The 26,668-nt window shown below is 72.8% G+C and carries 26 protein-coding genes; 8 read left to right on the forward strand and 18 right to left on the reverse strand.

Features of this window, described 5'->3' with window-relative positions; translation table 11 throughout:
- The first annotated feature begins 115 nt into the window (after positions 1–115).
- Positions 116–1,276 carry a hypothetical protein gene (locus tag ACFWIC_RS28345; RefSeq protein ID WP_380520319.1) on the forward strand — a complete coding sequence of 387 codons (1,161 nt, stop codon included), beginning with the start codon at positions 116–118 and terminating at the stop codon, positions 1,274–1,276.
- Complete coding sequence (locus tag ACFWIC_RS28350; protein WP_329952055.1) at positions 1,273–2,091, forward strand: hypothetical protein; 819 nt, start codon at positions 1,273–1,275, stop codon at positions 2,089–2,091. The genes ACFWIC_RS28345 and ACFWIC_RS28350 overlap by 4 nt, the downstream gene beginning before the upstream one ends.
- A 51-nt stretch (positions 2,092–2,142) precedes the next feature.
- Here the strand turns inward: ACFWIC_RS28350 and hisF are convergent, their stop codons facing one another.
- The 8 genes from hisF to hisD are packed head-to-tail and all read right to left on the reverse strand — an operon-like array spanning position 2,143 to position 7,918.
- Positions 2,143–2,913, reverse strand: a complete 771-nt coding sequence (gene hisF / locus ACFWIC_RS28355; RefSeq protein WP_329882106.1) for an imidazole glycerol phosphate synthase subunit HisF — start codon at positions 2,911–2,913, stop codon at positions 2,143–2,145.
- Positions 2,910–3,350 carry a Rid family hydrolase gene (locus ACFWIC_RS28360; protein WP_329882107.1) on the reverse strand — a complete coding sequence of 147 codons (441 nt, stop codon included), beginning with the start codon at positions 3,348–3,350 and terminating at the stop codon, positions 2,910–2,912. Before ACFWIC_RS28360 ends, hisF begins: the two co-directional genes overlap by 4 nt.
- Positions 3,347–4,072, reverse strand: a complete 726-nt coding sequence (gene priA / locus ACFWIC_RS28365) for a bifunctional 1-(5-phosphoribosyl)-5-((5-phosphoribosylamino)methylideneamino)imidazole-4-carboxamide isomerase/phosphoribosylanthranilate isomerase PriA (protein ID WP_329952054.1) — start codon at positions 4,070–4,072, stop codon at positions 3,347–3,349. The genes ACFWIC_RS28360 and priA overlap by 4 nt, the downstream gene beginning before the upstream one ends.
- Positions 4,073–4,094: 22 nt before the next feature.
- A complete protein-coding gene (hisH, locus tag ACFWIC_RS28370; protein ID WP_329882109.1) occupies positions 4,095–4,730 on the reverse strand; it encodes an imidazole glycerol phosphate synthase subunit HisH in 636 nt (211 codons plus the stop codon).
- Positions 4,731–4,764: 34 nt separating this feature from the next.
- A complete protein-coding gene (locus ACFWIC_RS28375; protein WP_329882110.1) occupies positions 4,765–4,917 on the reverse strand; it encodes a hypothetical protein in 153 nt (50 codons plus the stop codon).
- Positions 4,914–5,507: an imidazoleglycerol-phosphate dehydratase HisB gene (gene hisB / locus ACFWIC_RS28380; RefSeq protein WP_329882111.1), complete on the reverse strand. Its 594-nt coding sequence runs from the start codon at positions 5,505–5,507 to the stop codon at positions 4,914–4,916. The genes ACFWIC_RS28375 and hisB overlap by 4 nt, the downstream gene beginning before the upstream one ends.
- A 6-nt stretch (positions 5,508–5,513) precedes the next feature.
- The gene (locus ACFWIC_RS28385) at positions 5,514–6,614 is read right to left on the reverse strand and encodes a histidinol-phosphate transaminase (RefSeq protein ID WP_380359374.1); all 1,101 of its coding nucleotides are present in this window, start codon (positions 6,612–6,614) and stop codon (positions 5,514–5,516) included.
- Positions 6,611–7,918: a histidinol dehydrogenase gene (gene hisD, locus ACFWIC_RS28390; protein ID WP_380520320.1), complete on the reverse strand. Its 1,308-nt coding sequence runs from the start codon at positions 7,916–7,918 to the stop codon at positions 6,611–6,613. Before hisD ends, ACFWIC_RS28385 begins: the two co-directional genes overlap by 4 nt.
- Before the next feature lie 93 nt (positions 7,919–8,011).
- Here hisD and ACFWIC_RS28395 point away from each other — a divergent pair, with 93 nt between their 5' ends.
- The 3 genes from ACFWIC_RS28395 to ybaK all read left to right on the forward strand — a co-directional run bounded on the left by ACFWIC_RS28395 (position 8,012) and on the right by ybaK (position 10,988).
- A complete protein-coding gene (locus tag ACFWIC_RS28395; RefSeq protein WP_380520321.1) occupies positions 8,012–9,592 on the forward strand; it encodes an oxidoreductase in 1,581 nt (526 codons plus the stop codon).
- A 106-nt stretch (positions 9,593–9,698) separates the two neighbouring features.
- On the forward strand, positions 9,699–10,427 hold the full coding sequence (locus tag ACFWIC_RS28400; protein ID WP_329882115.1) for an LON peptidase substrate-binding domain-containing protein: 729 nt from the start codon (positions 9,699–9,701) through the stop codon (positions 10,425–10,427).
- 66 nt (positions 10,428–10,493) lie between these two features.
- A complete protein-coding gene (gene ybaK / locus ACFWIC_RS28405) occupies positions 10,494–10,988 on the forward strand; it encodes a Cys-tRNA(Pro) deacylase (protein WP_355401558.1) in 495 nt (164 codons plus the stop codon).
- 66 nt (positions 10,989–11,054) lie between these two features.
- Here the strand turns inward: ybaK and ACFWIC_RS28410 are convergent, their stop codons facing one another.
- From ACFWIC_RS28410 to ACFWIC_RS28435, 6 genes are all read right to left on the reverse strand, one after another.
- A complete protein-coding gene (locus ACFWIC_RS28410) occupies positions 11,055–11,882 on the reverse strand; it encodes a hypothetical protein (RefSeq protein ID WP_380520322.1) in 828 nt (275 codons plus the stop codon).
- Positions 11,883–11,958: 76 nt separating this feature from the next.
- Positions 11,959–12,771, reverse strand: a complete 813-nt coding sequence (locus ACFWIC_RS28415; RefSeq protein ID WP_380359363.1) for an ABC transporter permease — start codon at positions 12,769–12,771, stop codon at positions 11,959–11,961.
- Complete coding sequence (locus ACFWIC_RS28420) at positions 12,768–13,766, reverse strand: ABC transporter ATP-binding protein (protein ID WP_329882120.1); 999 nt, start codon at positions 13,764–13,766, stop codon at positions 12,768–12,770. The genes ACFWIC_RS28415 and ACFWIC_RS28420 overlap by 4 nt, the downstream gene beginning before the upstream one ends.
- A gap of 86 nt (positions 13,767–13,852) precedes the next feature.
- Entirely contained in the window at positions 13,853–15,124 is a 1,272-nt protein-coding gene (locus ACFWIC_RS28425) for an NYN domain-containing protein (protein ID WP_329882121.1), read from the reverse strand.
- A gap of 256 nt (positions 15,125–15,380) precedes the next feature.
- Positions 15,381–16,409: an aspartate-semialdehyde dehydrogenase gene (locus ACFWIC_RS28430; RefSeq protein WP_380520323.1), complete on the reverse strand. Its 1,029-nt coding sequence runs from the start codon at positions 16,407–16,409 to the stop codon at positions 15,381–15,383.
- A gap of 112 nt (positions 16,410–16,521) precedes the next feature.
- Entirely contained in the window at positions 16,522–17,424 is a 903-nt protein-coding gene (locus tag ACFWIC_RS28435) for a dihydrodipicolinate synthase family protein (protein WP_380520324.1), read from the reverse strand.
- A gap of 72 nt (positions 17,425–17,496) precedes the next feature.
- Between ACFWIC_RS28435 and ACFWIC_RS28440 the strand changes: the two genes are divergently transcribed.
- Positions 17,497–18,384, forward strand: a complete 888-nt coding sequence (locus tag ACFWIC_RS28440; RefSeq protein ID WP_329882125.1) for a LysR substrate-binding domain-containing protein — start codon at positions 17,497–17,499, stop codon at positions 18,382–18,384.
- 96 nt (positions 18,385–18,480) lie between these two features.
- On the opposite strand, the gene dnaE is transcribed toward ACFWIC_RS28440, so the two are convergent.
- Entirely contained in the window at positions 18,481–22,014 is a 3,534-nt protein-coding gene (gene dnaE / locus ACFWIC_RS28445) for a DNA polymerase III subunit alpha (protein ID WP_329952049.1), read from the reverse strand.
- Positions 22,015–22,203: 189 nt separating this feature from the next.
- Here dnaE and ACFWIC_RS28450 point away from each other — a divergent pair, with 189 nt between their 5' ends.
- The gene (locus tag ACFWIC_RS28450; RefSeq protein ID WP_380359352.1) at positions 22,204–23,532 is read left to right on the forward strand and encodes a DUF2252 domain-containing protein; all 1,329 of its coding nucleotides are present in this window, start codon (positions 22,204–22,206) and stop codon (positions 23,530–23,532) included.
- Here the strand turns inward: ACFWIC_RS28450 and ACFWIC_RS28455 are convergent, their stop codons facing one another.
- Positions 23,533–24,750 carry a hypothetical protein gene (locus ACFWIC_RS28455; RefSeq protein ID WP_329952047.1) on the reverse strand — a complete coding sequence of 406 codons (1,218 nt, stop codon included), beginning with the start codon at positions 24,748–24,750 and terminating at the stop codon, positions 23,533–23,535.
- 235 nt (positions 24,751–24,985) lie between these two features.
- Between ACFWIC_RS28455 and ACFWIC_RS28460 the strand changes: the two genes are divergently transcribed.
- Positions 24,986–25,213 (forward strand): DUF397 domain-containing protein, encoded by a 228-nt coding sequence (locus ACFWIC_RS28460; protein WP_380520325.1) that lies wholly within the window; start codon positions 24,986–24,988, stop codon positions 25,211–25,213.
- Positions 25,214–25,599: 386 nt separating this feature from the next.
- Here the strand turns inward: ACFWIC_RS28460 and ACFWIC_RS28465 are convergent, their stop codons facing one another.
- Positions 25,600–26,112 carry a DUF6879 family protein gene (locus tag ACFWIC_RS28465; protein WP_380520326.1) on the reverse strand — a complete coding sequence of 171 codons (513 nt, stop codon included), beginning with the start codon at positions 26,110–26,112 and terminating at the stop codon, positions 25,600–25,602.
- Complete coding sequence (locus ACFWIC_RS28470) at positions 26,096–26,305, reverse strand: hypothetical protein (protein WP_329952042.1); 210 nt, start codon at positions 26,303–26,305, stop codon at positions 26,096–26,098. The genes ACFWIC_RS28465 and ACFWIC_RS28470 overlap by 17 nt, the downstream gene beginning before the upstream one ends.
- Between the last annotated feature and the right edge of the window lie 363 nt (positions 26,306–26,668).

Raw genomic sequence — 26,668 nt, forward strand, 5'->3', positions numbered from 1 at the left:
CGAAGCCCCCGAACCCGTCCTGCGACGGGTTCGGGCCGCCGCCGGCGCGCTCTACTACGCCCCGGGCCCGCCCGCGGGGCCCGTGGTGCGGACCGCTCGTACGGAAAGGGCGCTCATGTCTTCGATCCCGGTGACCGTGGTGGGTCCACGATCCTCCGGCAAGACCGTGTACCTGGCCAGTCTCTTCGCCAGGCTCTCCCAGCAGGACCCCGAACTCGGCTTCTCGGTGACCCTGCCGCTCGGCCAGTCCCAGCAGCTCAACGCCGTCTACGAGCAGGTCGTCGGCCCGGGCGACTGGCCGATCCCCTCCACCCCGGCGGACTTCCCGGTCTGGGACTTCACCTGCACCGTCAGCACACCGGCGCGGCGGCGGCTCACCCCGTTCGCCGTCTCCTACGTCGACTACAGCGGCGAGCTCCTCACCCAGGGGGACCTGTACCCGGAGTCGCTGGAGAAGCTCGACCGGCTGATGACCGCCTCGCCCTTCCTGCTGATCCTGCTGGACGGCGAGAGGGTTCTGCGCTTCCTGGCCGGCGACAACCGGCTGATCAGCGAGTACCGGCCCGTCTTCAGCCACCTCGGTGCCAACCAGGACGCGGTGGTCCACTTCGTCCTGACCAAGTGGGACCTGCTGGAGACGGCCGGCCACACCCTGGAGCAGGTGGCCGACCGGCTCTGCGCGACGCGGGAGTTCCGGCTCTTCGTCGACGGCCGACGCGCGCTGCAGGGCGACGGCGGCGTGATCCGGCTCATCCCCGTCAGCTCGGTGGGCCGCGGCTTCGCCCGCCTCGACGAGAACGGCCACGTGGTCAAGACGCCCGGCGCCCGGCCCGACCCGCTCGACGTCGAGGTGCCGTTCATGGCCGTCGTGGTGGACCTCTTCACGACCGAGCTGAGGAAGTACACCCGGGCCCGGGAGAACCCCGCCGTCCGTGCGCCGGGGAACTCCGAGGGCCTGCTGCGGATCTTCCGGCGGGTCAGCGCCGGCATGCCGCTGGTCCGGGCGTTCCTCGCCACCCGCGCCACCAGGAACCCGCTGCTGAAGACCGCCGGCGAGGTCGTCGTCGACGCCCTCGCCGAGTACGTCGACGAGCAGGCGCGGCGCCACGGCCGCCGGATCGAGGAGAGTGCCGCCCAGCTGCGCCGGGCGGTCGAGCAGGCCGCCACCGACCAGCAGGCACTGGTCCGCATCGCCAAGGCGTTCCAGGCCCGGCTGGAGGAGTTCGAGGACGAGCACCCCGGCTCCCGGCTCGACCTCTGGACGGCCCGGGCATGAGCGCCGCCGCCGGCACCCGCCGCCAGACGGTCTGGCCGTTCGCCATCGTCTGCGCCCCGACCACCGGCTACGGGCTCGCCGCCGCGCCGGACTTCCTGGTCGAACGCCGCCGGGCGTCCGTCCTCAGCAGCACCGCGGGCGGCAGCCTGAACGGCTCCGCCTCCCTGGTGCAGCTGATCGGCGCCGACGGCGGAAGCTTCTGGCTGCTCTACCGGATGGTCCCGCTGAGCGCCCGGGAGGTGGACCAGGAGGGCGAGGTCGCCCGCAGCGGCAGCCGGATCGCGCCCCTGGTCGAGGGGGTGGTCACCCTGGAACGGCCCACCGGCCGGCCCACCGCCGCGTACTTCGACGCGGTGCACGAGCTGGTCCGGGGCTCGGTCCGGAGCTACTTCCTCGCCGACAACCCGCGCCGCCCCGTGGATCCGCTCCCGGGCACGACCGACCTCCCCGGCCCGGCCGAGGGCGGCGAGGAGCTGCCGCTGACCGAACTGGAACCGCGCCGGACGAAGGAGCTCCTGCACGTCGTCGACGTGCCTCTCCCACCCGGGGGGCGGAGCGGGGCCACCGGGCCCGCGCCCGCTCCCGATCCCGCCGGGTCTGCTGCACGGGACCGCGCGGGTCCTGACCTCGGCGGGGCGGGGGCTGATCCTGCTCGGCGGGATCCTGGAGTCGCTCGCGGCCCCGGACCGGTAGCGCCCGCCGGGACGCCGGGGGCTCCGGGCGTCCCGGGCGGATTCGGCCGTCCCGCCCTCGCCGTCATCGGAGCACTGAGCCTGCTGGTGCTCGTCCTGCTGGTGCTGCTCGCCCTGAAGTGACTCCGGGGCGGGCACCCCGGAGTCCCGGGGCGCCGGGTGCCCGGCCCGCCCTCAGCGGACCGGCTGCCCGGCCTCCCGCAGCGCGTTCTTGACCTCGCCGATCCGCAGGTCGCCGAAGTGGAAGACGCTGGCGGCCAGCACCGCGTCCGCACCGGCCTCCACCGCCGGGGCGAAGTCGGCGAGCTTCCCGGCGCCGCCGGAGGCGATCACCGGCACCGAGACGGTCTTGCGGACGGCCCGGATCAGCTCCAGGTCGTACCCGTCCTTGGTGCCGTCCGCGTCCATCGAGTTGAGCAGGATCTCGCCCGCGCCCAGCTCGGCGGCGCGCCCGGCCCACTCGACGGCGTCCAGGCCGGTGCCCTGGCGCCCGCCGTGCGTGGTGACCTCGAAGCCCGACTCCGTCTCGGTACCGGGCGGGCAGCGCCGGGCGTCGACCGAGAGGACCAGCACCTGACGGCCGAACCGCCGGGCGATCTCCCGGACCAGCTCCGGCCGGGCGATGGCCGCGGTGTTGACGCCGACCTTGTCGGCGCCGGCCCGGAGCAGCTTGTCGACGTCCTCGACGGCGCGGACGCCGCCGCCGACGGTGAGCGGGATGAAGACCTGCTCGGCGGTGCGGCGCACCACGTCGTAGGTGGTCTCGCGGTCGCCGGAGGAGGCGGTGATGTCGAGGAAGGTCAGCTCGTCCGCACCCTCGGCGTCGTAGAGCTTGGCCATCTCGACCGGGTCGCCGGCGTCCCGCAGGTTCTGGAAGTTGACGCCCTTGACCACGCGGCCGGCGTCGACGTCCAGGCAAGGGATGACACGTACTGCGAGGGTCACTGCTGTCTGCCTTCCAGAGTCTTGGCGAGCCCGGCACGATAGGCGTCGATCTCGACCTCGACCATCATCCGGGAGTCGACCAGGCCCTCGACCACCACCATGGTGGCGGCCGGACGGACCGTGTCGAAGAGGAACTTGTGGGCGCGGCCGGCCTCGGAGCAGTCCCGGGCGTGGGTCACGTACATCCGGGTGCGGACCACGTCCGCGAGGGTGAGGCCGAACCGTTCGAGGGCCTCGCGCGCCGTCCCGAAGGCGGCGAGCGTCTGCCCGTACGGGTCGCCCTCGTGGTGGACGACGCCGTCGACGTCGAGGGCGGTGGCGCCGGACACGAAGAGGAAGTCCCCGGCCGCGACGGCTCGGGAGAAGCCGAACTCCTCCTCCTGGGGGAAGGAGCCCGGTACTCGGTCGAGCCGCCGCGCGGCCGGGGGTTCGCTCATCGGGACACTGCCTCCAGGGCCTCTTCGAGGGTGAACTTCTGCTCGTAGAGTGCCTTGCCGACGATCGCGCCCTCGACTCCCTCGCCGACCAGCGTCGCGATCGCCCGGAGGTCGTCCAGCGAGGAGACGCCGCCGGAGGCGACCACGGGGCGGTCGGTGGCGGCGCAGACGTCGCGCAGCAGCTGCAGGTTGGGGCCGGTCAGGGTGCCGTCGCGGTTGACGTCGGTGACCACGTACCGGGCGCAGCCCTCGGAGTCGAGGCGGGCCAGCACGTCGAAGAGCTGTCCGCCGTCGCGGGTCCAGCCGCGGCCGCGCAGGGTGGTGCCGACCACGTCCAGGCCGACGGCGATCTTGTCGCCGTGCTCGGCGATGACCTTGGCGACCCACTCGGGGCTCTCCAGGGCGGCGGTGCCGAGGTTCACCCGGGTGCAGCCGGTGGCGAGCGCGGCGGCCAGCGACTCGTCGTCGCGGATGCCGCCGGACAGCTCGACCTTGATGTCGAGGGCGGCGGTGACCTCGCGGAGCAGCTCGCGGTTGGAGCCGGTGCCGAAGGCGGCGTCGAGGTCGACCAGGTGGAGCCACTCGGCGCCGGCGCTCTGCCAGGCGAGGGCGGCGGCGAGCGGCTCGCCGAAGGAGGTCTCGGTGCCGGAGGCGCCCTTGACCAGGCGGACGGCCTGGCCGTCCCGGACGTCGACGGCGGGGAGCAGTTCGAGGCGGCTCATAGTGTTGGCAACTCTCAGATCGTCAGAGGGTGCTGACCCAGTTGGTCAGCAGGGCGGCGCCGGCGTCGCCGGACTTCTCCGGGTGGAACTGGGTGGCCCAGAGCGGACCGTTCTCGACGGCCGCCACGAACGGCTCGCCGTGGGTGGCCCAGGTCACCAGCGGGGGGTTGATCCGCGCGCTGTGGACCTCCAGCTCCCAGCTGCGCACCGCGTAGGAGTGCACGAAGTAGAAGCGGGTGTCGGCGTCGAGGCCGGCGAACATCCGGCCGTCCGCGGGGGCGTCGACGGTGTTCCAGCCCATGTGCGGGACGACCGGCGCCTCCAGCGGTTCCACGGTGCCCGGCCACTCGTCGCAGCCGGCGGTCTCGACGCCGTGCTCGACCCCCCGCTCGAAGAGGATCTGCATGCCGACGCAGATGCCCATGACGGGGCGGCCCCCGGCGAGCCGGCGGCCGATGATCCAGTCACCGCGGACGGCCCTCAGCCCGCGCATGCAGGCCTCGAAGGCGCCCACGCCGGGGACGAGCAGGCCGTCCGCGTCCATCGCGGTCCGGAAGTCGGACGTGACGGTGACGTTCGCCCCGGTGCGCTCCAGGGCGCGCTGGGCCGAGCGGAGGTTGCCGGAGCCGTAGTCGAGCACGACGACGTTCTTGCCCATGTTCAGGTGTCCAGTCTTTCGGTCGCTCGACGGATTACAGGCGCATCAGGCCGGAGACGAGACACATCACCGAGCCGAGCGCGAGCACCACGATGACGCCCTTCGGGATCTTCTGCTTCCAGAACGAGATCACGCCGCCGGCCAGGAAGAGGCCGACGAAGAGAAGGACGATCGCAGACTTGCTCACAGCGCACCCTTGGTCGACGGGAGGATGCCGGCCGCGCGCGGGTCGCGCTCGGCGGCGTAGCGCAGCGCCCGGGCCAACGCCTTGAACTGGCACTCCACGATGTGGTGCGCGTTGCGCCCGTACGGCACGTGGACGTGCAGGGCGATCTGCGCCTGGGCCACGAAGGACTCCAGGATGTGCCGGGTCATGGTGGTGTCGTAGGTGCCGATCATCGGCGCCATCGTCTCCGGCTCGGTGTGCACCAGGTAGGGGCGGCCGGAGAGGTCGACGGTGACCTGCGCGAGCGACTCGTCCAGCGGCACGGTGCAGTTGCCGAACCGGTAGATGCCGACCTTGTCGCCGAGGGCCTGCTTGAAGGCGCCGCCGAGGGCGAGGGCGGTGTCCTCGATGGTGTGGTGGGTGTCGATGTGCAGGTCGCCCTCGGTCTTCACAGTGAGGTCGAAGAGTCCGTGCCGGCCGAGCTGGTCCAGCATGTGGTCGTAGAAGCCGACGCCCGTGGAGATGTCGGTCTTCCCGGTGCCGTCGAGGTCTATCTCGACCAGGACCGAGGTCTCCTTGGTGGTGCGTTCGACGCGTCCGATGCGGGTCATGCGGGGTTACAGCTCCTTGATCACTTTGGCGACGGCGTCCAGGAAGGCGTCGTTCTCGGCGGGGGTGCCGGCGGTGACGCGCAGCCACCCCGGGACGCCGTTGTCACGGACCAGGACGCCGTGGTCGAGGATGGCCTGCCAGACGGCGTGGGTGTCGGCGAAGCGGCCGAACTGGACGAAGTTGGCGTCCGAGTCGGTCACCTCCAGCCCGAGCCCGCGCAGGGCGTCGACCAGCCGGTCGCGCTCGGCCTTGAGCCGGCCGACGTAGCCGAGCAGGGTGTCGGTGTGTTCCAGGCAGGCCAGCGCGGTGGCCTGGGTGACGGCCGACAGGTGGTAGGGCAGGCGGACCAGCTGGACCGCGTCCACCACCGCCGGGTCGGCGGCCAGGTAGCCCAGGCGCAGCCCGGCGGCGCCGAAGGCCTTGGACATGGTGCGGGTGACCACCAGGTTGGGGCGGCCCTCGATCAGCTCCAGCAGCGAGTCCCGGTGCGAGAACTCGACGTACGCCTCGTCGACCACCACCAGGCTGGGCCGGGCGGCCTGCGCGGCCTCGTACAGCCGCAGCACGACGTCGGCCTCGACGGCGGTGCCGGTCGGGTTGTTCGGCGAGCAGACGAACACGACGTTCGGCCGGTGCTCGGCGATGGCGGCGACGGCCGCGTCGAGGTCGATGGTGAAGTCCTCGTTGCGCGGCCCGGAGATCCAGCCGGTGCCGGTGCCCCGGGAGATCAGGGCGTGCATCGAGTAGGAGGGCTCGAAGCCGAGCGCGGTGCGGCCGGGGCCGCCGAAGGTCTGCAGCAGTTGCTGGAGCACCTCGTTGGAGCCGTTCGCGGCCCACACGTTCGCCCGGGCGACCGGGAAGCCGGTGGTGCGGGTCAGGTAGGCCGCCAGGCCCTCGCGCAGCTCGACCGCGTCCCGGTCCGGGTAGCGGTTGAGGCCGCGGGCGGCCTCGGCGACCCGTTCGGCGATCCGGGCCACCAGCTCCTCGGGGAGCCGGTACGGGTTCTCGTTGGTGTTCAGCTGGACGGGCACGTCGAGCTGGGGCGCGCCGTACGGGGACTGCCCGCGCAGCTCGTCGCGGATGGGAAGGGAGTCGATGGTGCTCACGCGCCCGGCACACTCCAGTCGAATCGGGCCTTGATCGCGTCGCCGTGACCGGGCAGGTCCTCGGCGTCCGCCAGGGTGACGACGTGCGCGGCGATGCCGGCCAGTGCCTCGCGGTCGTACTCGACGACCTGCACGCCGCGCAGGAAGGTCTGCACGGACAGGCCCGAGGAGTGGCAGGCGCAGCCGCCGGTGGGCAGCACGTGGTTGGAGCCGGCGGCGTAGTCGCCGAGTGAGACCGGCGTGTACCGGCCGATGAAGATCGCGCCCGCGTTGCGGACCCGGGCGGCGACCGCGTGGGCGTCCCGGGTCTGGATCTCCAGGTGCTCGGCCGCGTAGGCGTCGACCACCGCGAGGCCCTGGTCGAGGTCGTCGACCAGGATGACGCCGGACTGCCGGCCGCCCAGGGCCTCGGCGACCCGCTCGCTGTGCCGGGTCCGGGTGACCTGCACCTTCAGCTCGGCCTCCACCGCCTCGGCCAGCTCGGGCGAGTCGGTGACCAGCACCGAACCCGAGGTCGGGCCGTGCTCGGCCTGGCTGATCAGGTCGGCGGCGACCTCGCGCGGGTCGGCGCTGTCGTCGGCGAGGACGGCGATCTCGGTCGGGCCGGCCTCCGAGTCGATGCCGATCCGGCCGGCGAAGTAGCGCTTCGCGGCGGCGACGTAGATGTTCCCGGGGCCGGTGACCATGTTCACCGGCTCGCACTCCTCGGTGCCGAGCGCGAACATGGCGACCGCCTGGGCGCCGCCGACCGCGTACACCTCGGTGACGCCGAGCAGCGCGCAGGCCGCCAGGATGGTCGGGTGCACGCGGCCGCCGAAGGCCTTCTGCGGCGGCGAGGTGACCGCGATGCCGCGGACACCGGCCTCCTGGGCCGGCACCACGTTCATCACAACGGAGGACGGGTAGACCGCCAGGCCGCCCGGTACGTACAGCCCGACCCGGTCCACCGGCACCCAGCGCTGGGTGACCGTGCCGCCGGGCACCACCTGGGTGGTGTGCCCCTCGCGGCGCTGGTCGGCGTGCACCGTGCGGGCCCGGCGGATCGACTCCTCCAGTGCGGCGCGCACCTTCGGGTCGAGCGTCTCCAGGGCCTCGGCGAGCTGCTCGGCGGGGACCCGGGTGGTCTCCAGCCGCACGCCGTCGAAGCGCTCGGTGATCTCGATCAGCGCCCGTACGCCCCGATGGTGCACGTCCTCGGCGATCGGCCGCACCGTCTCCAGGGCGGCCGCCACGTCGAACTCGGCACGGGGCAGCAGGTCACGCGGGTCGTCGAGCGAGCCGCGGAGGTCGATTCGAGAGATCACGCCACCCAGTGTAAGGAGTGGCCGGAACGGGCGGCCCCGCATTTCAGTCCGTGATACGAAGAGCGAGACGACCGGGGGAAGCAGGGGGGAACCATGACCGAACGGGCACCCGACGGCTGGACGGTGACCGAGCAGGGGCTCTGGCACGCGTTCCGGCACGGCCGGATCCACGACCTGCGGGTCGGCGCGGCCGAGCAGGACGACCCGTTCGGCGACGCCGACTGGGGGCCCGGGCGCACCGTCCGCGCCGAGGTGCTCTCCCGGCTGTTGCTGGACGGGCCCACCGCCGTCTCCGGCCGGGTCGCCTCGCTCAAGCTGACCGGCGCCCTGATCGCCGGCCCGCTGCGGCTGGCCGGCGGCACCATCAGCCACTACGTCGAACTGCACGAGTGCCGGTTCGAGCAGAAGGTCCTGATGTCCGAGGCCGAGGCGGGCACGGTGCGCTTCGTCGGCTGCCTGATCCCGCGCCTGGAGGCCTCCCGGCTCGCCACCTCCGGCGACCTGCACCTGGCCCGCTGCCGCTTCCCGCAGGGGGTCCGGCTCACCGACGCCCGGATCGGCACCGACCTGCTGCTCAACCAGGCCGTGCTCGGCGGCGACCGGTTCGGCCGGGCGCTGTCCGCCGACGGCCTCGCCGTCAGCCAGGACTTCGAGGCCGAGCGGCTGGAGGCCGTCGGCGAGATCAGCCTGCGCACCGCCCGGATCGGCGGCCGGTTCTCGCTGCGCGGCGCCCGGCTGCAGGCCGTCCCGGAGAACCCCAACGCGCTCAACGCCCCGCGAATAACCGTCGGCCACACGCTGTACCTGAGCAGCTCGGCGGACCGGGGCTGGACCGACTCGCAGTCCTACTACGGCTCCGGCTACGGCCAGGTCATCCCGCCCAGCGCCTCCAGCACCCCGTTCCGCGCGTACGGCCGGGTCCGGCTCTCCGACGGCCGGTTCGAGAACGCCTGCCTGATCTCCGGCGCCGAGTTCCACCTCGGGGAGGGGGACGAGCTCGCGCTGCGCCGGATCCAGACCCCCGAGCTGCGGTTCACCTGCCGCACCCCGCCCACCGGGCCGGTCTCGCTCTCCCGCGCGCGGATCGGCAACCTGGTCGACTCCCCCGAGGCCTGGCCGCACGGCCGCCACCTGGGCCTCACCGGCTTCACCTACGAGTGCCTGCGCCCGGCCGTGCCGTTCACCGTCCGGCAGCGGATCGCCTGGCTGGAGGGCTCCTCGGTCGACTTCCAGCCCGAGTCGTACGAGCAGCTGGCCGCCGCCCTGCGCCGGGACGGCGCCGACGACGACGCCCGCGAGGTGCTCTACGCCAAGCAGCGCCGCCGCCGGCAGACCCTGCCGCTGCCGTCCCGGATCTGGGGCCGGATCCAGGACGCCACCGTCGGCTACGGCTTCCGCCCCAACCGGGCCGCCCTCTGGCTGCTGCTCGCCTGGGCGCTCGGCAGCCTCTACTTCGCCACCCACGAGCTGCAGCCGCTCAAGGCCGACGAGCGGCCGCACTGGAACCCGGTGCTCTACGCGCTCGGCCAGCTGCTGCCCGTGGTCGACCTCGGCCAGCAGGGCTGGAACCCCGGCGGGACCTCCCAGTGGGTGGCCGCCGGCCTGGTCATCGTCGGGTGGGTGCTCGCCACCACCGTCGCCGCCGGCGCCAGCCGGATGCTCCAGCGCGGCTAGAACCGGCCCCGGCACGGGCCCCCGGGACGGGTGGGGGCACCCGGCCGGGGCCCCGTGCCGGTAACCCCCGGGCGCCCGCCCGCCCCGGGGAACTACGCTGTCCGCCGTGACAGAACGGCTGCCCCTCTTCCCGCTGAACACCGTGCTCTACCCGGGCCTGGTGCTGCCCCTGAACGTCTTCGAGGAGCGCTACCGCCGTCTCGTCGCCGACCTGCTCGCCCTGCCCGAGGACCAGCCCCGGCGGTTCGGCGTGCTGGCCATCAAGGACGGCCGCGAGGTCGCCCCGGTCCGCCCCGACGACGGCCCGGCCGGCCCGCTGAACGGCCTCGGCACCGTCACCGGCGACCCGCTGGAGGCGCTCCACCACATCGGCTGCGTCGCCGACCTCACCTCCGTCCAGCCCCAGCCGGACGGCCGGTACGAGCTGCTGGTCACCGGCACCACCCGGTTCCGGCTCCGCTCGGCCGACACCGGCGGCCCGTACCTGACCGGCGAGGCCGAGCCGATCGAGGAGCGCACCGGGGAGGGCTCCGGCGCCCTCGCCTCCGAGGTCGAACGCGCCTTCCGGACGTACCAGAAGCGCCTGGCCGGCGCCCGCGAGGCCAGCACCGTCGGCCGCCAGGAGCTGCCCGACGACCCCCAGGTGCTCTCCTACCTGGTCGCCGCCGCGACCGTCCTGGAGACCCCGCTCAAGCAGAAGCTGCTCGCCTCCCCCGACAACGCCCAGCGGCTGCGCCTCGAACTCGACCTGCTCCGCCGCGAGACGGCCGTGCTCGGCTGGCTCCCCTCGCTGCCCGCCGCCGACCTCACCCGCCAGTCCTTCAGCCCCAACTGACCGGCCCGGGCCGGCCCGACCCGGGCGGCCCCGGGACCGGGCAGCCCGTCCACCGGAGACCCGCACATGGCCAAGAAGCCGAAGAAGGGCGGCCAGGGCACCCCTGCCACCGTCGCCCTGGAGACCGCCGCCGTGCCGTTCACCGTCCACGCCTACGCGCACGACCCGGCCGCCGCCTCCTACGGCGGCGAGGCCGCCGAGGCCCTCGGCGTCCCGGCCGACCGGGTCTTCAAGACCCTGGTCGCCGACGTCGACGGCGTCCTCACCGTGGGCGTCGTCCCGGTCGCCGGCCGGCTCGACCTCAAGGCCCTGGCCGCCGCCGTCGGCGGCAAGCGCGCCGTGATGGCCGACCCGGCGGCGGCCGAACGCAGCAGCGGCTACGTCCTGGGCGGCATCTCCCCCCTGGGTCAGCGCCGTCCGCTGCGCACCGTCGTCGACGACGGCGCGCTCGCCCATCCCACCGTCTACGTCTCGGCCGGCCGCCGGGGCCTGGAGGTCGAGCTGGCCCCGGCCGACCTGATCACCCTCACCGCGGCGCGCACCGCCCCGATCACCCGCTGAGGCCCCTCAGGGCTCCGGGAGCGCCCGGGGAGCGCCCGGGGAGCGCCCGGGGAGCGCCCGGGGGAGTCAGCCCCGCCGCCCGTCCTCCGGCGGCAGCGGGCGGGCGTCCTCCGGCGGCAGCGGCCGGGCGTCCACCGGCGGCACCGGCCCCGGATGCTCCGGGTGTCCCGGGAACGCCTGCCCCGCGCCCTCCGGGGGCACCGGCGCGCCGTACGGCCCCGCCCAGTACGGCGGCGGGTCCTCCTCGCGCTTCCCGAACGCCGCCGACAGCGCGAGCAGCACCACCATCGCCGCCATCGGCCAGGCCAGCACCGCCCCGTACGCACCGAGGTCGATGTCCGCCCGGAAGTGCCCGCCGTTCCCGACCCGCCGGGCCTCCGCGATCAGGTCGCGGCTCGGCCCGAGCCAGCGTCCCAGCCCCCAGGCGCCGACCGAGGCGAGCAGCCCGCCGACGGCGAGCCCGAGGGCGACGGCGATCCCGCCGCCGCGCTTGCGGGTGACCAGGAACGCCCCGAGCGCCGTCAGCACGCCCATGCCCAGCCCGATCAGCACGAAGACGCTGTCCGCGCCGGCCCGCTGCTCCCCTTCCGGGTCGCCGTAGAGGATCTTGTTGCCGTCCACCACCAGCGGCACCTTGGGCGCCAGCCAGGCCCACAGCCCGGCCATCGCCACGCCCAGCACCAGACAGGCCAGGACCGTGATCGCACCGATCCGCAGCTCGGGCGCCAGCCGCTGCAGGGAGGGCTCGTTCGACCGCTTCGCGGAGACCAGGTCCAGCACCGGGTAGGAACCCGGCGCCGGGGCCCGCGGCGGCGCGTACGGATCGGGAACGGCGTCCGCGACGGCGTCGGCGTCGGCTCGCGCGGGATCCGGAGGTGTGTTCGGTACGGTCACGGTGCCATCGTTTCACGACCGCCGCCGCGGCGACCGCGCCACCCGCGCACCCCGGCCCGGCGGGCGCGGGCCGCGCCTACCGCCGGGTCGCCCGCCGGTAGGCCCACGTGGCGGCCGCCAGCGACGCCACGCCCACCCCGGCGCAGACCGCCAGGTCGCCGAGCACCGCCGCCCAGTCCGGGTCCGGTTCGAAGGTCCGTGCGAACGCCTCGACCCCGTACGTGGAGGGGAGCAGGTCGCGCATCCAGAGCACCGGCTGCGGCAGGTGGTCGACCGGCAGGACGCCGAGCAGCAGCGCGGCCGACATGCCGAGCTGCCCGAGCATGGTGGCCAGCTCCTGCCGGGGCGCGAGCAGCCCGCAGATCGCTCCGAGCCCGGAGAGCGCCGCACCGGCCAGCGGCACCACCGCGAGCAGCACCCACAGCTGTCCGAGCGGCAGCCCGAACATGACGGCGCCCGCGCCCGCCGTGACCAGCGTCCCGGGCAGCGTGAACGAGGCGTACGCGGCGGCCGCCCCGAGCACCACCGAGGCGGCCGGCACCGGCAGCGTCGCGTAGTGGTCGAGGCCGCCGGTGGCCCGCAGCCGGCCGAAGTACTGGGCGAGCAGGTTGAGCGCGACGAACGCGACCACCAGCACGCTGGAGCCGGCCACCACGTACCGGGCGGCCGAGGTCTGCCCGGCGTCGACCACGCCCCGCATCATCACCAGGATGCCGAGCGACTGGAAGGTGGCCACGAACAGCAGCGGGATCCGCGCCACCCGGGCCCGCGCCAGCTGCGCCCGGTAGACCGCGGCGAGGGCGGGCAGCAGCCGGGCCGCCGGCGCGAGCGGGGCGGGCCCGCCGCCCGTGGCCGGTGCGGTCCGTGGCGGAGCCGAGAGCAGCGTCACTTGGCCAGTCCTCCGTGGCGGCCGCCCAGCTTGAGGTACGCGTCCTCAAGGCTCGGGGTGGCCAGAGTGAAGTCGTCCAGGGCCGCGAAGGCCGGGCCGGTGGTGACGGCGGCGACCAGTTCGCGGGCCTGCTCGGGGGTGGTGCGGACGGTCCAGCGGCGGCCGGTGCGCTCGGCCCGTTCCGCGAGCGCGGCCACGGCGGGGACGCCGAGCGGCGCCTCGTCCCGCCAGACCAGGTCGAGCCGGACGTCGCCGTCGACCAGCGCCTTGAGGCCGCCCGGAGTGTCACAGGCGATGATCCGGCCGTCGTCGACCACGGCGACCCGGTCCAGCACGGTCTCCGCCTCGATGACGTTGTGGGTGACCAGCAGCACGGTCGCGGCCCGCTCGGCCCGGCGCCGCTCCACGGCGGCCCAGACGGCCCGGCGGGCGATCGGGTCCATGCCGGTGGTGGGCTCGTCGAGGACGAGCAGCGGCCGGTCGCCGACCAGGGCGGCGGCGAAGCAGGCGAGCCGGCGCTGGCCGCCGGAGAGCTTGGCGAGCGGCCGGTGGGCGAGCGGCTCCAGCGCCAGCTCGGTGATCACCTCGTCGGCCGCCGCCCGGGCCTGCGCCCGGCCGAGGCCGCGCAGCCGGCCGGTGGTCTCGGCGGCGAGGGCGACGGTCAGCTCGTCCAGCGCGGTCGACTCCTGCCCGAGGTAGCCCAGCAGCCTGGCGGCCCGCTCGGGGTGCTTGACCACGTCGTGGCCGAGCAGCTCGATCGAACCGGAGTCGGGCCGCAGCAGCCCGGTCAGCTGGCGGACCAGGGTGGACTTGCCGGCGCCGTTGGGTCCGAGCAGCCCGAAGATCTCCCCCTGCCGAACGGTCAGGGTGATGCCGTCGTTGGCCCGGATCTCGGTGGCGGCGGCGCCGCGCCCGGCGCGGTACGTCCTCACGAGGTCGCGCACGGCGCAGCACGGCGAGGTCTTCTGGGGTGCCCGCCCGGCCGTCTCGCTCACGACCGACGACTCTACGCGGTGCAACCGGCGAACCGGACAAGGGGGCCCGTTCCGCCACCCCTTCGCAGGTCAGTCGTCCCGGCAGGTCAGTCGTCGACGACCAGCTCCCCACCGGGGACACGGGCGGCGAGCTCCTTCCAGAAGCCGGCCCGGATCGCGTACCGGTCGTGCTCGTCGATCTGGTCGTCCTTGTGGGCGAGCAGGCCGAACCGGGCGGCGTAGCGGAGCAGCTCGCCGTCGACCCGGTGCGGGATGCGCGGGTAGTCGGGCCAGAGCACGGTGAGCCGTTCGACGTCACCGAGCCGCCCGGTCCATCGGCGGGCGAAGACCTGGCCGACCTCGTGGGCGTCGCCGCCGATCGTGGTGATGTCCTCCTCACGGTCGGCCCAGCGCTGTTCGGCGGTGGTGAGCTGGGCGAGGGTGGGCAGGCCGTCGCCGGCGGTGACGGCCGGTTCGGGGACGGGCCGGTCGACCCAGCCGCGGTCGGAGGACCAGCGCAGCACCGGACCGGCCTGCTGGTGGTGGGCCGCGGGGGCCGGCCGGTCGACGCTGCGCCCGGCGAGGTCCTTGGGGGTGGGGACGACCTTGAGCGCGGTGGCCGACTGCGGTCGACCGTTGGCCACCGGGACGGTGACGGCGGCGGGGGCGGGGGCGGGAGCGCCTGCGGCCGGGCGGACGGCGGCCGACGCGGCGGCGGGCAACGTGCCGGGCAGCGTGCCGGGAAGGGCGGCGGGGGGCGCGGTGGGCGGGGCGGCGAGGATCTTGACGATCTCGTGGCGGGGGCCGGGAGCGGGGAAGACGGCGGAGGTCTCGCGGAGGCTGAACGAGCCCTCGATCCACTCGCGGTCCAGGACCCGCCGTTCGTCGGCCTCGCCGACCAGGTCCTCGGACTGGTTGAAGTCGCCGTCGGCGGCCTGGAGCGCCCAGAGGTGGACGACGACGCCGTGTTCCTTGGCGGACATCATGCCGGGCAGCAGGTCCCCGTCCCCGGTGATCAGGACGACGTCGGCGCAGGCCCGGTTGCGGGCGAGTTCGGACAGCTCGGCGTGCATCGCCGCGTCGACGCCCTTCTGCACCCAGCGGCCCTCGGCCCGGGTGAGCGCGCCGAGCCGGACGGTGACCCGGGGCAGGACCCGGAGGCGGCGGTGCTCCGGCATCGGGCGCCGCTCGGGGGCGGCGTCGAACCAGTAGATGCGCAGCAGCGGCAGGCCGGTCTCGGCCTCGGCCCGCTCGCGCAGGGCGGCGATCAGCGCGGTGTGGTCGACGGAGATCTTGGACCGCGACGGGTCTCCGGCGAGCAGGCTGGCGGCGGCGCCCAGCAGGTATCCGGCGTCCACCAGGACGACACAGCGGTCCATCGCGCACCTCGTTCCGCTCGCCCTCGGGGTCCGGCTCCGCCGGGGGCGGCGGTTCCGTGGTGGGCGCGGTCCGCCCGGCTCCCGGGCGGGGAGGGGGTGAGGGGGTGCCCGCAACCGCCCGATCGTTGGGTCACCTTTTCCCCCTGGTTCGCCGGCCGAACCTCGGCGGTCCGTCGCGGTCCCGCAACAGGTCGAAGGGCCCCGCCGGCTCGGCGGGGCCCTTCGTACCGGTGGTGCCGGGTGCCCGGCCCCCGGGTCAGCCCTTGAGTTCGGCGGCGACCAGCTCGGCCAGCTGGACGGCGTTGAGCGCGGCGCCCTTGCGCAGGTTGTCGTTGGAGACGAACAGCGAGAGGCCGTTCTCGACCGTCTCGTCGGCACGGATGCGGCCGACGAAGCTCGGGTCGCGGCCGGCGGCCTGGAGCGGCGTGGGGATCTCGCTCAGCTCGACGCCGGCGGCGCCGGCGAGCAGCTCGGCGGCCCGCTCGGGGCTGATCGGACGCTCGAAGCGGGCGTTGATCTGCAGCGAGTGGCCGGAGAAGACCGGGACGCGCACGCAGGTGCCGGCGACCTTCAGGCCGGGGATGCCGAGGATCTTGCGGCTCTCGTGGCGGAGCTTCTGCTCCTCGTCGGTCTCGTTGGAGCCGTCGTCGACGATCGCGCCGGCCAGCGGCAGCACGTTGAAGGCGATCGGGCGCTTGTAGACCTGCGGCTCGGGGAACTCGACCGCGGAGCCGTCGTGGGCGAGCGCGGAGGCGCCGTCGACCACCTTGGCGGCCTGGTCCTGCAGCTCGGCCACGCCGGCCACGCCGCTGCCGGAGACCGCCTGGTAGGTGGAGACGACCAGGGCGGCGAGTCCTGCCTCGTCGTGCAGCGGGCGCAGCACGGGCATGGCGGCCATGGTGGTGCAGTTCGGGTTGGCGATGATGCCCTTGGGCCGGTCGGCGATGGCCTGCGGGTTGACCTCGGAGACGACCAGCGGGACGTCGGGGTCGCGGCGCCAGGCGGAGGAGTTGTCGATGACGACGGCGCCCGCGGCGGCGGCCTTGGGGGCGAGCTCCTTGGAGGTGGAGCCGCCGGCGGAGAAGATCACGATGTCCAGGCCGGTGTAGTCGGCCGTGGCCGCGTCCTCGACCGTGACCTCGGTGTCCTGCCACGGCAGGGTGCGTCCGGCCGAACGGGCCGAGGCGAACAGCCGCAGCTGCTCCACCGGGAAGTTCCGCTCCGCCAGGATCTCGCGGACCACGCCGCCGACCTGACCGGTGGCCCCGACAATGCCGATCTTCATTTCCGACTACTCCTCTTGATCGTGCTGTTCACAGCCGCAACACTCCGCCCATCATGCCTTGTCACGGGCGGAATCCGGCCTGGTATTCCACGGTGTGAGAGGCCCGGACCCCTCAGTGGTCCAGACCAGTGGCCAGCTCCAGGGCCCGCGCGACCTCGGCCGGCCCGGCCGGCAGCAGCGGCAGCCGGACGTCCGGGGTCGGGATCCGCCCCTGCGCGTGCAGCACGCCCTTCACCACCGACGGGTTCGGCGCCGCGAAGGCGGCGAGCGCCAGCCCGGTCAGCCGGTGGCCCAGCGCACGGGCGCGTGCCGCGTCCCCGGCCTCCCACGCCTCCACCAGTTCGACGAAGCGCGCGGTGGCCAGGTGGGCGGCGGCGGGGATACCACCGGCGGCGCCCAGGGCCAGCAGCGGCGAGAGGAAGGCGTCCTCCCCCGACAGCACCGCGAACCCCTCCGGCGCGGCCGCGAGCAGTTCCACCGCGGCCTGGTCCACCCCGCCGGTGGCGTACTTCACGCCCACCACGCCCGGCAGGGCCGCGAGCTCCAGCAGCGCGCCGGCCGACAGGTCCTGCCCGGTCCGGTACGGGATGTGGTAGACGACCAGCGGTACCGAACTCGCCTCGGCCAGCGCCCGGAAGTGCGCGACCGTCCCGGCCTCGCCGGGCCGCACGAAGGACGGCACGGTGACCAGCGCGGCGGTCACGCCCGGCACCCGCCCGGCGAGCCCCGCCAGCTCCGCCCCGGCCGCCCGGGTGTCCGGCCCGCCGGCGCCGACCAGCAGCCGGGCGCCCCGGTCGGCGCAGACCGCCGCGCAGACCTCGACGACCGCGCGCCGCTCGGCGTCGTCCAGGGTGGCCGGCTCCCCCGTGGTGCCGAGGGCCACCAGCCCGGCCGCGCCGGCGTCCAGCAGCGAGCCGGCCAGCTTCTCCAGCGCGTCGAGGGCGACCGAGCCGTCGGCCGCGAAGGGGGTGATCAGCGGGACGTGGATGCCGTGGAGAGCCGTGGTGTGTTCCATGACGACGATCCTGCGGCCGGCCGATCGCACAGGTCCAGTTCACATTTCCGAGGCTTCTCGTAAGCTGAGCCGATGCTCGACGTCCGACGCCTGCGCCTGCTGCGCGAACTGGCCCACCTCGGCACCATCGCCGCCGTCGCCGAGGCGCTCTCGTTCAGCCCCTCGGCGGTGTCCCAGCAACTGTCCGTCCTGGAGAAGGAGGCCGGCGTCCCGCTCCTCGAACGCACCGGCCGCCGGGTCGCCCTCACCCCGGCGGGCCTGAACCTGGTCCGGCACGCCGAGGCGGTGTTGGAGCGGCTGGAACAGGCCGACGCCGAACTCGCCCACGCCCGTGAGGGGTTGGCCGGCCCGCTCCGGATCGGCACCTACCCGTCGGCGGCCCGTGCGATCATCCCCGCCCTGCTCGCCGAACTGGCCGGCTGGCACCCGGGGCTGGAGCCGATGGTCACCGAGGTCGACCCGGCCGCCGTGGCGGCGGCGCTGCGCGCCGGGGAGCTGGACGTCGCCCTGGTGCACGAGTACGACCTGGTCCCGGCCGATCCGGAGCCGGGGCTGGCGGTGACCCGGCCGGTCTTCACCGAGCCGATGTACCTCGCGGCCCGGGGTCCGGGCAGCGTGGCCGACCAGCGCACCGAGCCCTGGATCCTCGCCCCGGCCGGCACCCTCTGCCACACGATGGCCGTCCGGGCCTGCGAGAGCGCCGGGTTCGCGCCCCGGATCCGCCACCAGATCGACGACTTCGCCACCGTGCTCGCCCTGGTCGCGGCGGGCCAGGGCGTGGCCCTGGTGCCCCACCTCGGCACCGCGGAGCCGCCGCCCGGCGTCACCCTCACCCGGCTGCCGATGTACCGCCGCACCCGGACGGCCTTCCGGGCCGGCGCCGGGGCCCACCCCGCGATCTCCGCGTTCGTCTCGGCCCTGTACACCGCCGTCCCGCCGGGGCTGCGCGGCTCGGCCTGAACGCGCCGGGGCGCCCACCCCCGGAAGGGTGGACGCCCCGCTCGGCCCGCGGCCGCACCGGGCCGGCCGCGGCACGGCCGGCCGGTCAAGGACCGGTCAGCCGGCCAGGCAGCTCGGCCCGAGCAGCTGCTTCAGGTCCCCGAACAGCGCCGGATCCGACTTCACCCGGTGCCGGTCCAGCCGCAGCACGGTCGTCCTGTCCCGCGCCTCCAGCCGCACCCGCACCTCGGTCGTCCCCCGGTGGCTGCTCAGCACCTCGCCGAGCCTGGCCACCAGCGGCGGCGTCACCTTCACGCTCGGGATGTTGATGATGATCGGCGCGTCGGCGTGCGCGTTGGACAGGTCCGGAACCGACAGCTCCATCCCCATCAGCCGCGGCACGTCCTCCCGCTTGTCCAGCTTGCCGCGGACGAACACCACCGCGTCCTCGACCAGTTGCGAGGAGACCAGCTGGTAGCTGGCCGGGAAGAACATGCAGTCGATCGAGCCCGCCAGGTCCTCGACCGTCGCGATCGCCCAGGCGTTGCCCTGCTTGGTCATCTTCCGCTGGAGGCCCGAGATGATGCCGCCGATGGTGACGATGGTGCCGTCCGGCCGTTCGGCGAGGTCGGCGACCGCGCAGTCCGCCTTGTCGGAGAGCACGTGCTCGATGCCGTGCAGCGGGTGCGAGGAGACGTACAGGCCGAGCATCTCCCGCTCCTGGGTCAGCAGGAACGACTTCTCCCACTCGTCCTCGGAGAAGACGACGTCCAGCCCGAAGCTCGGCTCGTCGGCGTCCGCGTCGCCGCCGAAGAGGTCGAACTGCCCCTCGGCCTCCTTGCGCTTGACCCCGACCACGTTGTCGATCATCGGCTCGAACTGCGCGGTCAGGCCCTTGCGGGTGTGCCCGAGCGAGTCGAACGAACCCGCCTTGATCAGCGATTCCACGGTCCGCTTGTTGCAGACCACCGACTCCACCTTGTCCAGGAAGTCGGGGAAGGAGACGAACTTCCCCTTCGCCTTCCGGGTCCGGATCATCGACTCGACGACCGGCCCGCCGACGTTGCGGATGGCGGTCAGGCCGAAGCGGACCAGGGTGTCCCCGTGCGGGGTGAAGTCGGAGTCCGACTCGTTGACGTCCGGCGGGAGCACCTGGATGCCCATCTTGCGGCACTCGTTGAGGTAGACCGCCGACTTGTCCTTGTCGTCCTTGACCGAGGTCAGCAGGCCGGACATGTACTCGGCCGGGTAGTTGGCCTTGAGGTACGCCGTCCAGTACGAGACCAGCCCGTACCCGGCCGTGTGCGCCTTGTTGAACGCGTAGCCGGAGAAGGGGACCAGGACGTCCCAGACCGCCTGGATCGCCGCGTCCGAGTAGCCGTGCTCGCGGCAGCCCCGCTGGAAGGGGACGAACTCCGCCTCCAGGATCTCCTTCTTCTTCTTGCCCATGGCCCGGCGCAGCAGGTCGGCCTGGCCGAGCGAGTAGCCGGCCAGGATCTGCGCGGCCTTCTGCACCTGCTCCTGGTAGACGATCAGGCCGTACGTCGGCTTGAGGATCTCCTCCAGGGGCTTCTCCAGCTCCGGGTGGATCGGGGTGATCTCCTGCTGGCCGTTCTTGCGCAGCGCGTAGTTGGTGTGCGAGTTGACGCCCATCGGACCGGGCCGGTACAGCGCCAGCACCGCGGAGATGTCCTCGAAGTTGTCGGGCTTCATCAGGCGCAGCAGCGAGCGCATGGGGCCGCCGTCGAGCTGGAAGACGCCGAGCGTGTCGCCGCGCGCCAGCAGCTCGTAGGTCGGTTTGTCGTCCAGGGGCAGATCAAGCAGGTTGATCTTGATGCCCTTGTTCTTCTCGATCGCCTTGACGGCGTCGTCCATGATCGTCAGGTTGCGCAGGCCGAGGAAGTCCATCTTGAGAAGGCCGAGGCCCTCACAGGTGGGGTAGTCGAACTGCGTGATGGTGACGCCGTCGGTGTGCCGGGTCCAGACCGGGATGTGGTCGGTCAGCGGCTCGGCGGACATGATGACGCCGGCGGCGTGCACGCCGGGCTGGCGGATCAGGCCCTCGATGCCGCGCGCGGTGTCGATGACCTTGCGCACGTCCGGGTCGGTCTCGTACAGCCCGCGGATCTCACCGGCCTCGCCGTAGCGCGGGTGGCTGGTGTCCGTGATGCCGGACAGCGGGATGCCCTTGCCCATGACGTCCGGCGGCATCGCCTTGGTGATCCGGTCACCCATCGCGTACGGGTAGCCCAGGACCCGCGAGGAGTCCTTGATGGCGGCCTTCGCCTTGATGGTGCCGTACGTGACGATCATGGCGACCTTGTCGGACCCCCACTTGTCCGTCACGTACCGGATCACGTCACCGCGCCGACGCTCGTCGAAGTCGATGTCGACGTCGGGCATGGAGATGCGCTCGGGGTTGAGGAAGCGCTCGAAGATCAGACCGTGCGGGATGGGGTCGAGGTCGGTGATGCCCATCGCGTACGCGACCAGCGAGCCGGCCGCCGAACCACGGCCCGGGCCCACCGCGATGCCCTGTTCCTTGGCCCACATGATGAAGTCGGCGACCACGAGGAAGTACGCCGGGAACCCCATCTGGATGATGGTGTCCATCTCGTACTCGGCGAGCTTCTTGTGCTCCTCGTCGTAACCCTCGGGGAAGCGCCAGTCCATGCCCTTCCACACCTGGGACTTGAAGAAGTCCGCCTCGGACTCGAAGCCCTCCGGGATGGGGAAGCGCGGCATCAGGTTCTTGAACTCGAACATGCCCGCGGTGTCGACCCGGGAGGCGACCAGCAGCTGGCTGTTCCGGCAGCCCTCCTGCCAGGCGTCCGAGGAGTCCAGCCCGTACATCTCGGCGGCCGACTTGATGTAGTAGCCGGTGCCGTCGAAGCGGAAGCGGTCCGGGTCGGAGAGGTTCTTGCCGGTCTGCACGCAGAGCAGCAGGTCGTGGGCGCCGGCGTCGCTCTCGGTGGTGTAGTGCGAGTCGTTGGTGACCACCGGCGGGATGTTCAGCTTCTTGCTGATCTCCAGCAGCCCGTCCCGGACCCGCTTCTCGATGTCCAGGCCGTGGTCCATCAGCTCAAGGAAGTAGTTCTCCTTGCCGAAGATGTCCTGGTAGTCGGCGGCGGACTTGACCGCCTCGTCGAAGTGGCCCAGCCGCAGCCGGGTCTGCACCTCGCCGGACGGGCAGCCCGTGGTGGCCATCAGGCCGGCCGCGTGCTCGGCGATGATCTCCTTGTCCATCCGGGGCCACTTCACGAGCCAGCCCTCGGCGTACGAGCGCGAGGTCAGCTTGAAGAGGTTGTGCAGGCCCTCCCTGTTCCGGGCCCAGATGGTCTTGTGGGTGTAAGCGCCGGACGCCGAGACGTCGTCCTTCTTCTGGTGCGGCTGGCCCCACAGGATGCGCTTGGTGTTGGACCGGGACTCCGGGGCGACGTACGCCTCGATCCCGATCACCGGGGTGATGCCCGCGGCGGTGGCCTGCTTGTGGAACTCGGCCGCGCCGTACATGTTGCCGTGGTCGGTCATCGCGACATGGGTCTGCCCCAGCCGCTCGACCTCCTTGAACAACTGCTTCAGCCGGGCGGCACCGTCCAGCATCGAGTACTCGGTGTGGACGTGCAGATGCGCGTACGGCTGGTCGCTCAAGGCGGGGCCTCCGGAGGCTCGTGCTGTCTGGCTGGCCGGCGAACGCGCAGGTCACGGGCAGTGCGCCTGGAAACAGTTGCGGCCCGAGCCACTCCCGGGGCCCGGACCAGCACTCACGCGTTCACGCTCCTACTCTAGCCTCCGGACGCACCCGCCTCCGGCCACGCGCCGCGCCCCGAAGGATCGCCCATGCCTCACCAGCAGCCCACCGCCACCGACCGTGCCGAAACGGTACTCAGCGTCTTCGAAACAGCCTTCGGCGACCTGCTCGCCCAGGATCCGGCGGCGTTCCGGGTCAAGTTCCGGAAGATGGCGGCGTCCGCCTTCGCGTTCTACCGGGGCACCGCCGGCCTCTACTACGCGGACCTCACCACCGAGCCGTTCGCGTCCTTCGGCGCGCCGTTCCTCGACGAGCGCACCAGCCGGGTCTGGATCCACGGCGACCTCCACGCGGAGAACTTCGGCACCTACCTGAACGCCGAGGGCCGCCTGGTCTTCAACGTCAACGACTTCGACGAGGCCTACGTCGGCGCCTTCACCTGGGACGTCCAGCGGCTCGCCGCCTCCCTCGCGCTGATCGGCTACGCCAAGGCGCTCTCGGACGCGACGATCACCGAGCTGGTCACCGCCTTCGCCACCGCCTACCGGGCCCGGATCTCCGCCCACGTCACGACCGGCGACGCCGACCCGTACACGCTGGACACCACCACCGGCCCGGTCCTCGACACCCTCCGGCAGGCCCGGGTGCGGACCCGGGTCTCGCTCCTCGACGGCGACACCGTCGTCGAGGGCTACGACCGCCGCTTCCGCCTCGGCGGCGGCGCGATCGAACTCGACGAGCCCACCAAGACCGAGGTGCTGGCCGCGTTCGAGGACTACCTGACCACCCTGCCGCCGGCCTCCCGCACCCGCCCGGCCGCGCTGCGGGTCAAGGACGTCGTCGGCCGCCGGGGGATCGGCATCGGCTCGGCCGGCCTGCCGTCGTACAACCTCCTGCTCGAAGGGCACACCGACGCCCTGGAGAACGACGTGATCATCTACATGAAGCAGGGGCAGACGCCGGCCGTCTCGCGCCACGTCACCGATCCCACCATCGCCGACTACTTCGAGCACGAGGGCCACCGCACGGTCATCTCCCAGCGCGCCCTCCAGTCCCACAGCGACCCGTGGCTCGGGTACACGACGCTGCGCGGCCGCGGCCAGCTGGTCGCCGAGGTCTCCCCGTACGCGACGGACCTCGACTGGACCGACCTCAACGAACTGCCCGACCTGCTCGCCGTGACCAGGTACCTGGGCCGGGCCACCGCCACCATGCACGCGGCGGCCGACGAGTCCTCCAGCGGCCACACCCTGGTGCCGTTCTCCACCGAGCACGCGATCGACGAAGCCCTCGCCCGGGACGAGGCCGGCTTCACCGCGATGCTCGTCGACTTCGCCCACGCCTACGGCGCCCGGGCCCGCGCCGACCACCAGCTCTTCGTGGACCTCTACCGCAACGGCCGCATCCCCGGCCTCTGATCACCCGCCGGTCAGGGCCGCCAGCCGCTCCCCGGCGGCGGCCCTGACCTCGGGCTCCTCCAGCGCGTCGTCCCGCAGGTACGCGAGCCGCTCCCTGACGTCCGCGCGGTCCGGCGCGTGCCGCGCCCCGAGCAGCCGGGCCCCGGCCTCACAGTCCCAGAGACACTCCAGGTACACCTTGTCCAGGCCCGTCCGATCGATCTCCGCCAGCGCCTCCAGGTAGCGCACGCGCTCGTACGAGTGCGGCGTCCACAACCAGAACCGCCGGAGCAGCGACACCGCGTCCCGGGCCGCCGTCCCGAACCGCCGCAGCCCGTCGGCCGTCCTCATCGGCCCGCACCACCGCCGCTCCACCCAGTCCCGTTCCAGGTCGGCGACCAGCACCGGAACGTCCTCGGCCGTCCCGTGCCCGGCCAGCACCGCGTGACCCAGCAACCGCAGCCATCCGGGCTCCGTGACGGCGGCCCACTCCCGGGCGGCGGGCACCGCCAGGGGCCCGAGCTTCTCGACCACCCCGATCAGCGGCCACAGGACGTACGTCCCGTCCGCCGTCCCCAGCGACGGCACCAGGGGGATCACCCCGGGCTCCGGACCCCGGTCGTCGATCACGTCGAGCGCGGCGGTCCTGCGCTCCTCCGACTCCCCGGGATCCGCCAGCAGCTCCAACAGCCCGGCGTTGTCGACGTCCGCCAACGGCTTCCGCTCCCGGGGCCCGTGCACCGGCCCGGGCCCGGCCAGCTCCCACCGGTACCACGGCTCCCCCCAGCGGTCCTCCGGGTCCCGCTCCGCCCGCTCCCGCCCGGTCTCCGCCAGGTCGTCCCACCACTCCACCGGCCACCGGTGCGCCATCTCCTCCAGCGCCGCGACCCAGTGCTCCCCCTCCTCCACGTACTCCCGCAGCGACTCCCGGGCCTCCCCCGACCCGTCCAGCGCGAGCAGCGCCAACACCCGCGCGGCTCGCCCGCTCGCTTCCTCCCCCGCGCCGAGCCCCTCCGCCACCGGCCCCAGCGGCAGCTCCAAGTCCCTCACCAGCCGGGCCAGATAGAGCCCCCGCTGGTCGACCGAGTCCCACCGCCAGTCCCACCGGACGCAGCCGTAGACGATCTCGGCAGCGGCCGCAGGATCCTCGACGGCCATCCGCGCCCCCAGCCCCCGCCCCCGCTGCACCAGCCCCGCCAGCGTCGCCGCCGGCGCATACCGCCCCTCACTCATCACCATCCCCCCATCCTCCCCTCCACGGCACATCCCCCACGGCGCAGACCACCTTGCCGTCCGGCATCGGCTCCCACCACCAGCCCCCGCACCGCAACGAGGCCCCGCCCGCACTCCCCGGGCTCGCGGGGAGCACACGTGCCGAAGAACTACACCGAAGTTTCGACCATCTACGGGCTCGGGCTCTCGGCCCACCCGAGACCTACGCTCGGCTGACCAGCATGCTCAAGGAGAGTCACACGTGATCAACAAGCCCGATCCCGCCGAGACCGATTTCTCCGATGTCGCCTGGGAGAAGTCCCCGTTCAGCGGCGGCAGTGACAACTGCGTCGAGTTCGGCGTGATCGGCCAGTTCGTCGCCGTCCGCGACTCCAAGAACCCCGCACAGACCCCGCTGGTCTACACCCGCTCCGAGATCCGCGCCATGGTCGACGGCGCCAAGGCCGGCGCCTTCGACCACCTGCGCTGAACTTCCTCCGGTTCCGACACGATACGGCCGCCTTCGTCGCACACGACGAAGGCGGCCGGGCCCTACCCTTGCGTTCCTGAACTCACAACTGAGGTGGCACGCCTGGTCGGGCACGGAAGCCCTGGCCAGATCCTGTTGGGACACACGATCACGTACTGTCCCGACCACCGGCTGTCCGACACCCAACAGGACCACACCGCGTCGGATCCAACAGCCAGCTGCTCACTTGCAGCCTGACGGCGTTCCGCCAGCGGCAACCAGTGGTCACCCTCCGGCAAGTGCTCCCGGTATCGAGCCGCCAGCCACGCGACTGCATCACCCACAGAGCTCTTTCAATGTCGCAGCCAGTTCCTGCTTCGAGCGGCCCAGCTGCTCCGGGTGGAGCGTCACGACCCGACGTACTCCAGGAACGGCACGGATTCCGCAACAGCAATGCGCTGATACTCGATGAAGGGCGCAGGATCACCATCGAAGAGTTCGCGGCCGATCTGCGTCCCGTCCGCCCGGTAATTCATCAGGACGACTTTTGACCTGTCGAACATCCAGAAGTCCTGAGCACCCACCAAGGGATTCTCCCGGTCGGTCACATCGAGGATTCGAATACCCTCGCCGGCAGTGACGTGATGCCGGTAGTAGTGATCGAACTCGAAACGAAGGTAGTCCGAGAGTGGGCGAGTGACAACATGGACCCTCCCGACCTTCTTCCCCTCGGCCGACCACTGCCGGACTTCACTCATCCAGCCGGACTCATAGTCATCGGGGGAATTCTCTCCGTCCAGGAAGCGCGCCAGCTTCTCCGCCTCCTGTGGCACGGCGTAGGCGGGCAGCGTTTCGAGCCTCCACGCCTCCAACCGCATGGAGTCGAAGCACTGCTCCCAGGCATCACCAGCCAAGAGCACGGAACGCCTCCCTCAACACGCTCTCGGGAATCTCGACCAGCCCCTCGCCCGCGGGCGGGGCAAAGGCCTCGGACAGCTCGCCCTGAACCACGAACGACCCCGCCTCCGTCCGGTAGACGTTGGGACAGTCCTTCTCCCCGCACTCGCCACTGCCGCTACCTGTGAGCCGAGTGAGCACTGCACGTCCGGACACGTCAAGCCTCCTTGGGCCGAGCATGGTTGACCAGCTGACAGCCAAGCTAGCGACGCCGGGCGCAGACCGTCCACGCATAACCGCGGCTATGCACGTCATCGACTAATGATCACGGCCCGAGCTCCTCGGCGGCTCAGCACAGCCTCCCCGGCTTCCGCCCACTTCGAGGTCCGAACCGCAGTCGGCGCATTCGCCCCCGCCCCTGGTTCCCCTCACCGCCCCACCACACGGCCGCCTTCGTCGTGCACGACGAAGGCGGCCGGATACCCGGCGCGGGAAGTCGGCCGGGCCGGTCTCTTATAAACATATGAAGCTGCCGACGAATTTGTAAGTGTATAAAACGGTGGTCGCCGTATCATAAAA

Origin of the sequence: Kitasatospora sp. NPDC127035 (assembly GCF_042726075.1) — a bacterium.
Classification (GTDB): Bacteria; Actinomycetota; Actinomycetes; order Streptomycetales; family Streptomycetaceae; genus Kitasatospora.

What these genes read in the sequence shown, in the direction of transcription:
- ACFWIC_RS28345 (WP_380520319.1), top strand. Translation starts at nt 116, where the DNA reads ATGTCTTCGATCCCGGTGACCGTGGTGGGTCCACGATCCTCCGGCAAG.
- ACFWIC_RS28350 (WP_329952055.1), top strand. Translation starts at nt 1,273, where the DNA reads ATGAGCGCCGCCGCCGGCACCCGCCGCCAGACGGTCTGGCCGTTCGCC.
- ACFWIC_RS28360 (WP_329882107.1), bottom strand. Translation starts at nt 3,350, where the DNA reads ATGAGCGAACCCCCGGCCGCGCGGCGGCTCGACCGAGTACCGGGCTCC.
- priA (WP_329952054.1), bottom strand. Translation starts at nt 4,072, where the DNA reads ATGAGCCGCCTCGAACTGCTCCCCGCCGTCGACGTCCGGGACGGCCAG.
- hisH (WP_329882109.1), bottom strand. Translation starts at nt 4,730, where the DNA reads ATGGGCAAGAACGTCGTCGTGCTCGACTACGGCTCCGGCAACCTCCGC.
- hisB (WP_329882111.1), bottom strand. Translation starts at nt 5,507, where the DNA reads ATGACCCGCATCGGACGCGTCGAACGCACCACCAAGGAGACCTCGGTC.
- ACFWIC_RS28395 (WP_380520321.1), top strand. Translation starts at nt 8,012, where the DNA reads ATGACCGAACGGGCACCCGACGGCTGGACGGTGACCGAGCAGGGGCTC.
- ybaK (WP_355401558.1), top strand. Translation starts at nt 10,494, where the DNA reads ATGGCCAAGAAGCCGAAGAAGGGCGGCCAGGGCACCCCTGCCACCGTC.
- ACFWIC_RS28425 (WP_329882121.1), bottom strand. Translation starts at nt 15,124, where the DNA reads ATGGACCGCTGTGTCGTCCTGGTGGACGCCGGATACCTGCTGGGCGCC.
- ACFWIC_RS28430 (WP_380520323.1), bottom strand. Translation starts at nt 16,409, where the DNA reads ATGAAGATCGGCATTGTCGGGGCCACCGGTCAGGTCGGCGGCGTGGTC.
- ACFWIC_RS28435 (WP_380520324.1), bottom strand. Translation starts at nt 17,424, where the DNA reads ATGGAACACACCACGGCTCTCCACGGCATCCACGTCCCGCTGATCACC.
- ACFWIC_RS28440 (WP_329882125.1), top strand. Translation starts at nt 17,497, where the DNA reads ATGCTCGACGTCCGACGCCTGCGCCTGCTGCGCGAACTGGCCCACCTC.
- ACFWIC_RS28450 (WP_380359352.1), top strand. Translation starts at nt 22,204, where the DNA reads ATGCCTCACCAGCAGCCCACCGCCACCGACCGTGCCGAAACGGTACTC.
- ACFWIC_RS28455 (WP_329952047.1), bottom strand. Translation starts at nt 24,750, where the DNA reads ATGGTGATGAGTGAGGGGCGGTATGCGCCGGCGGCGACGCTGGCGGGG.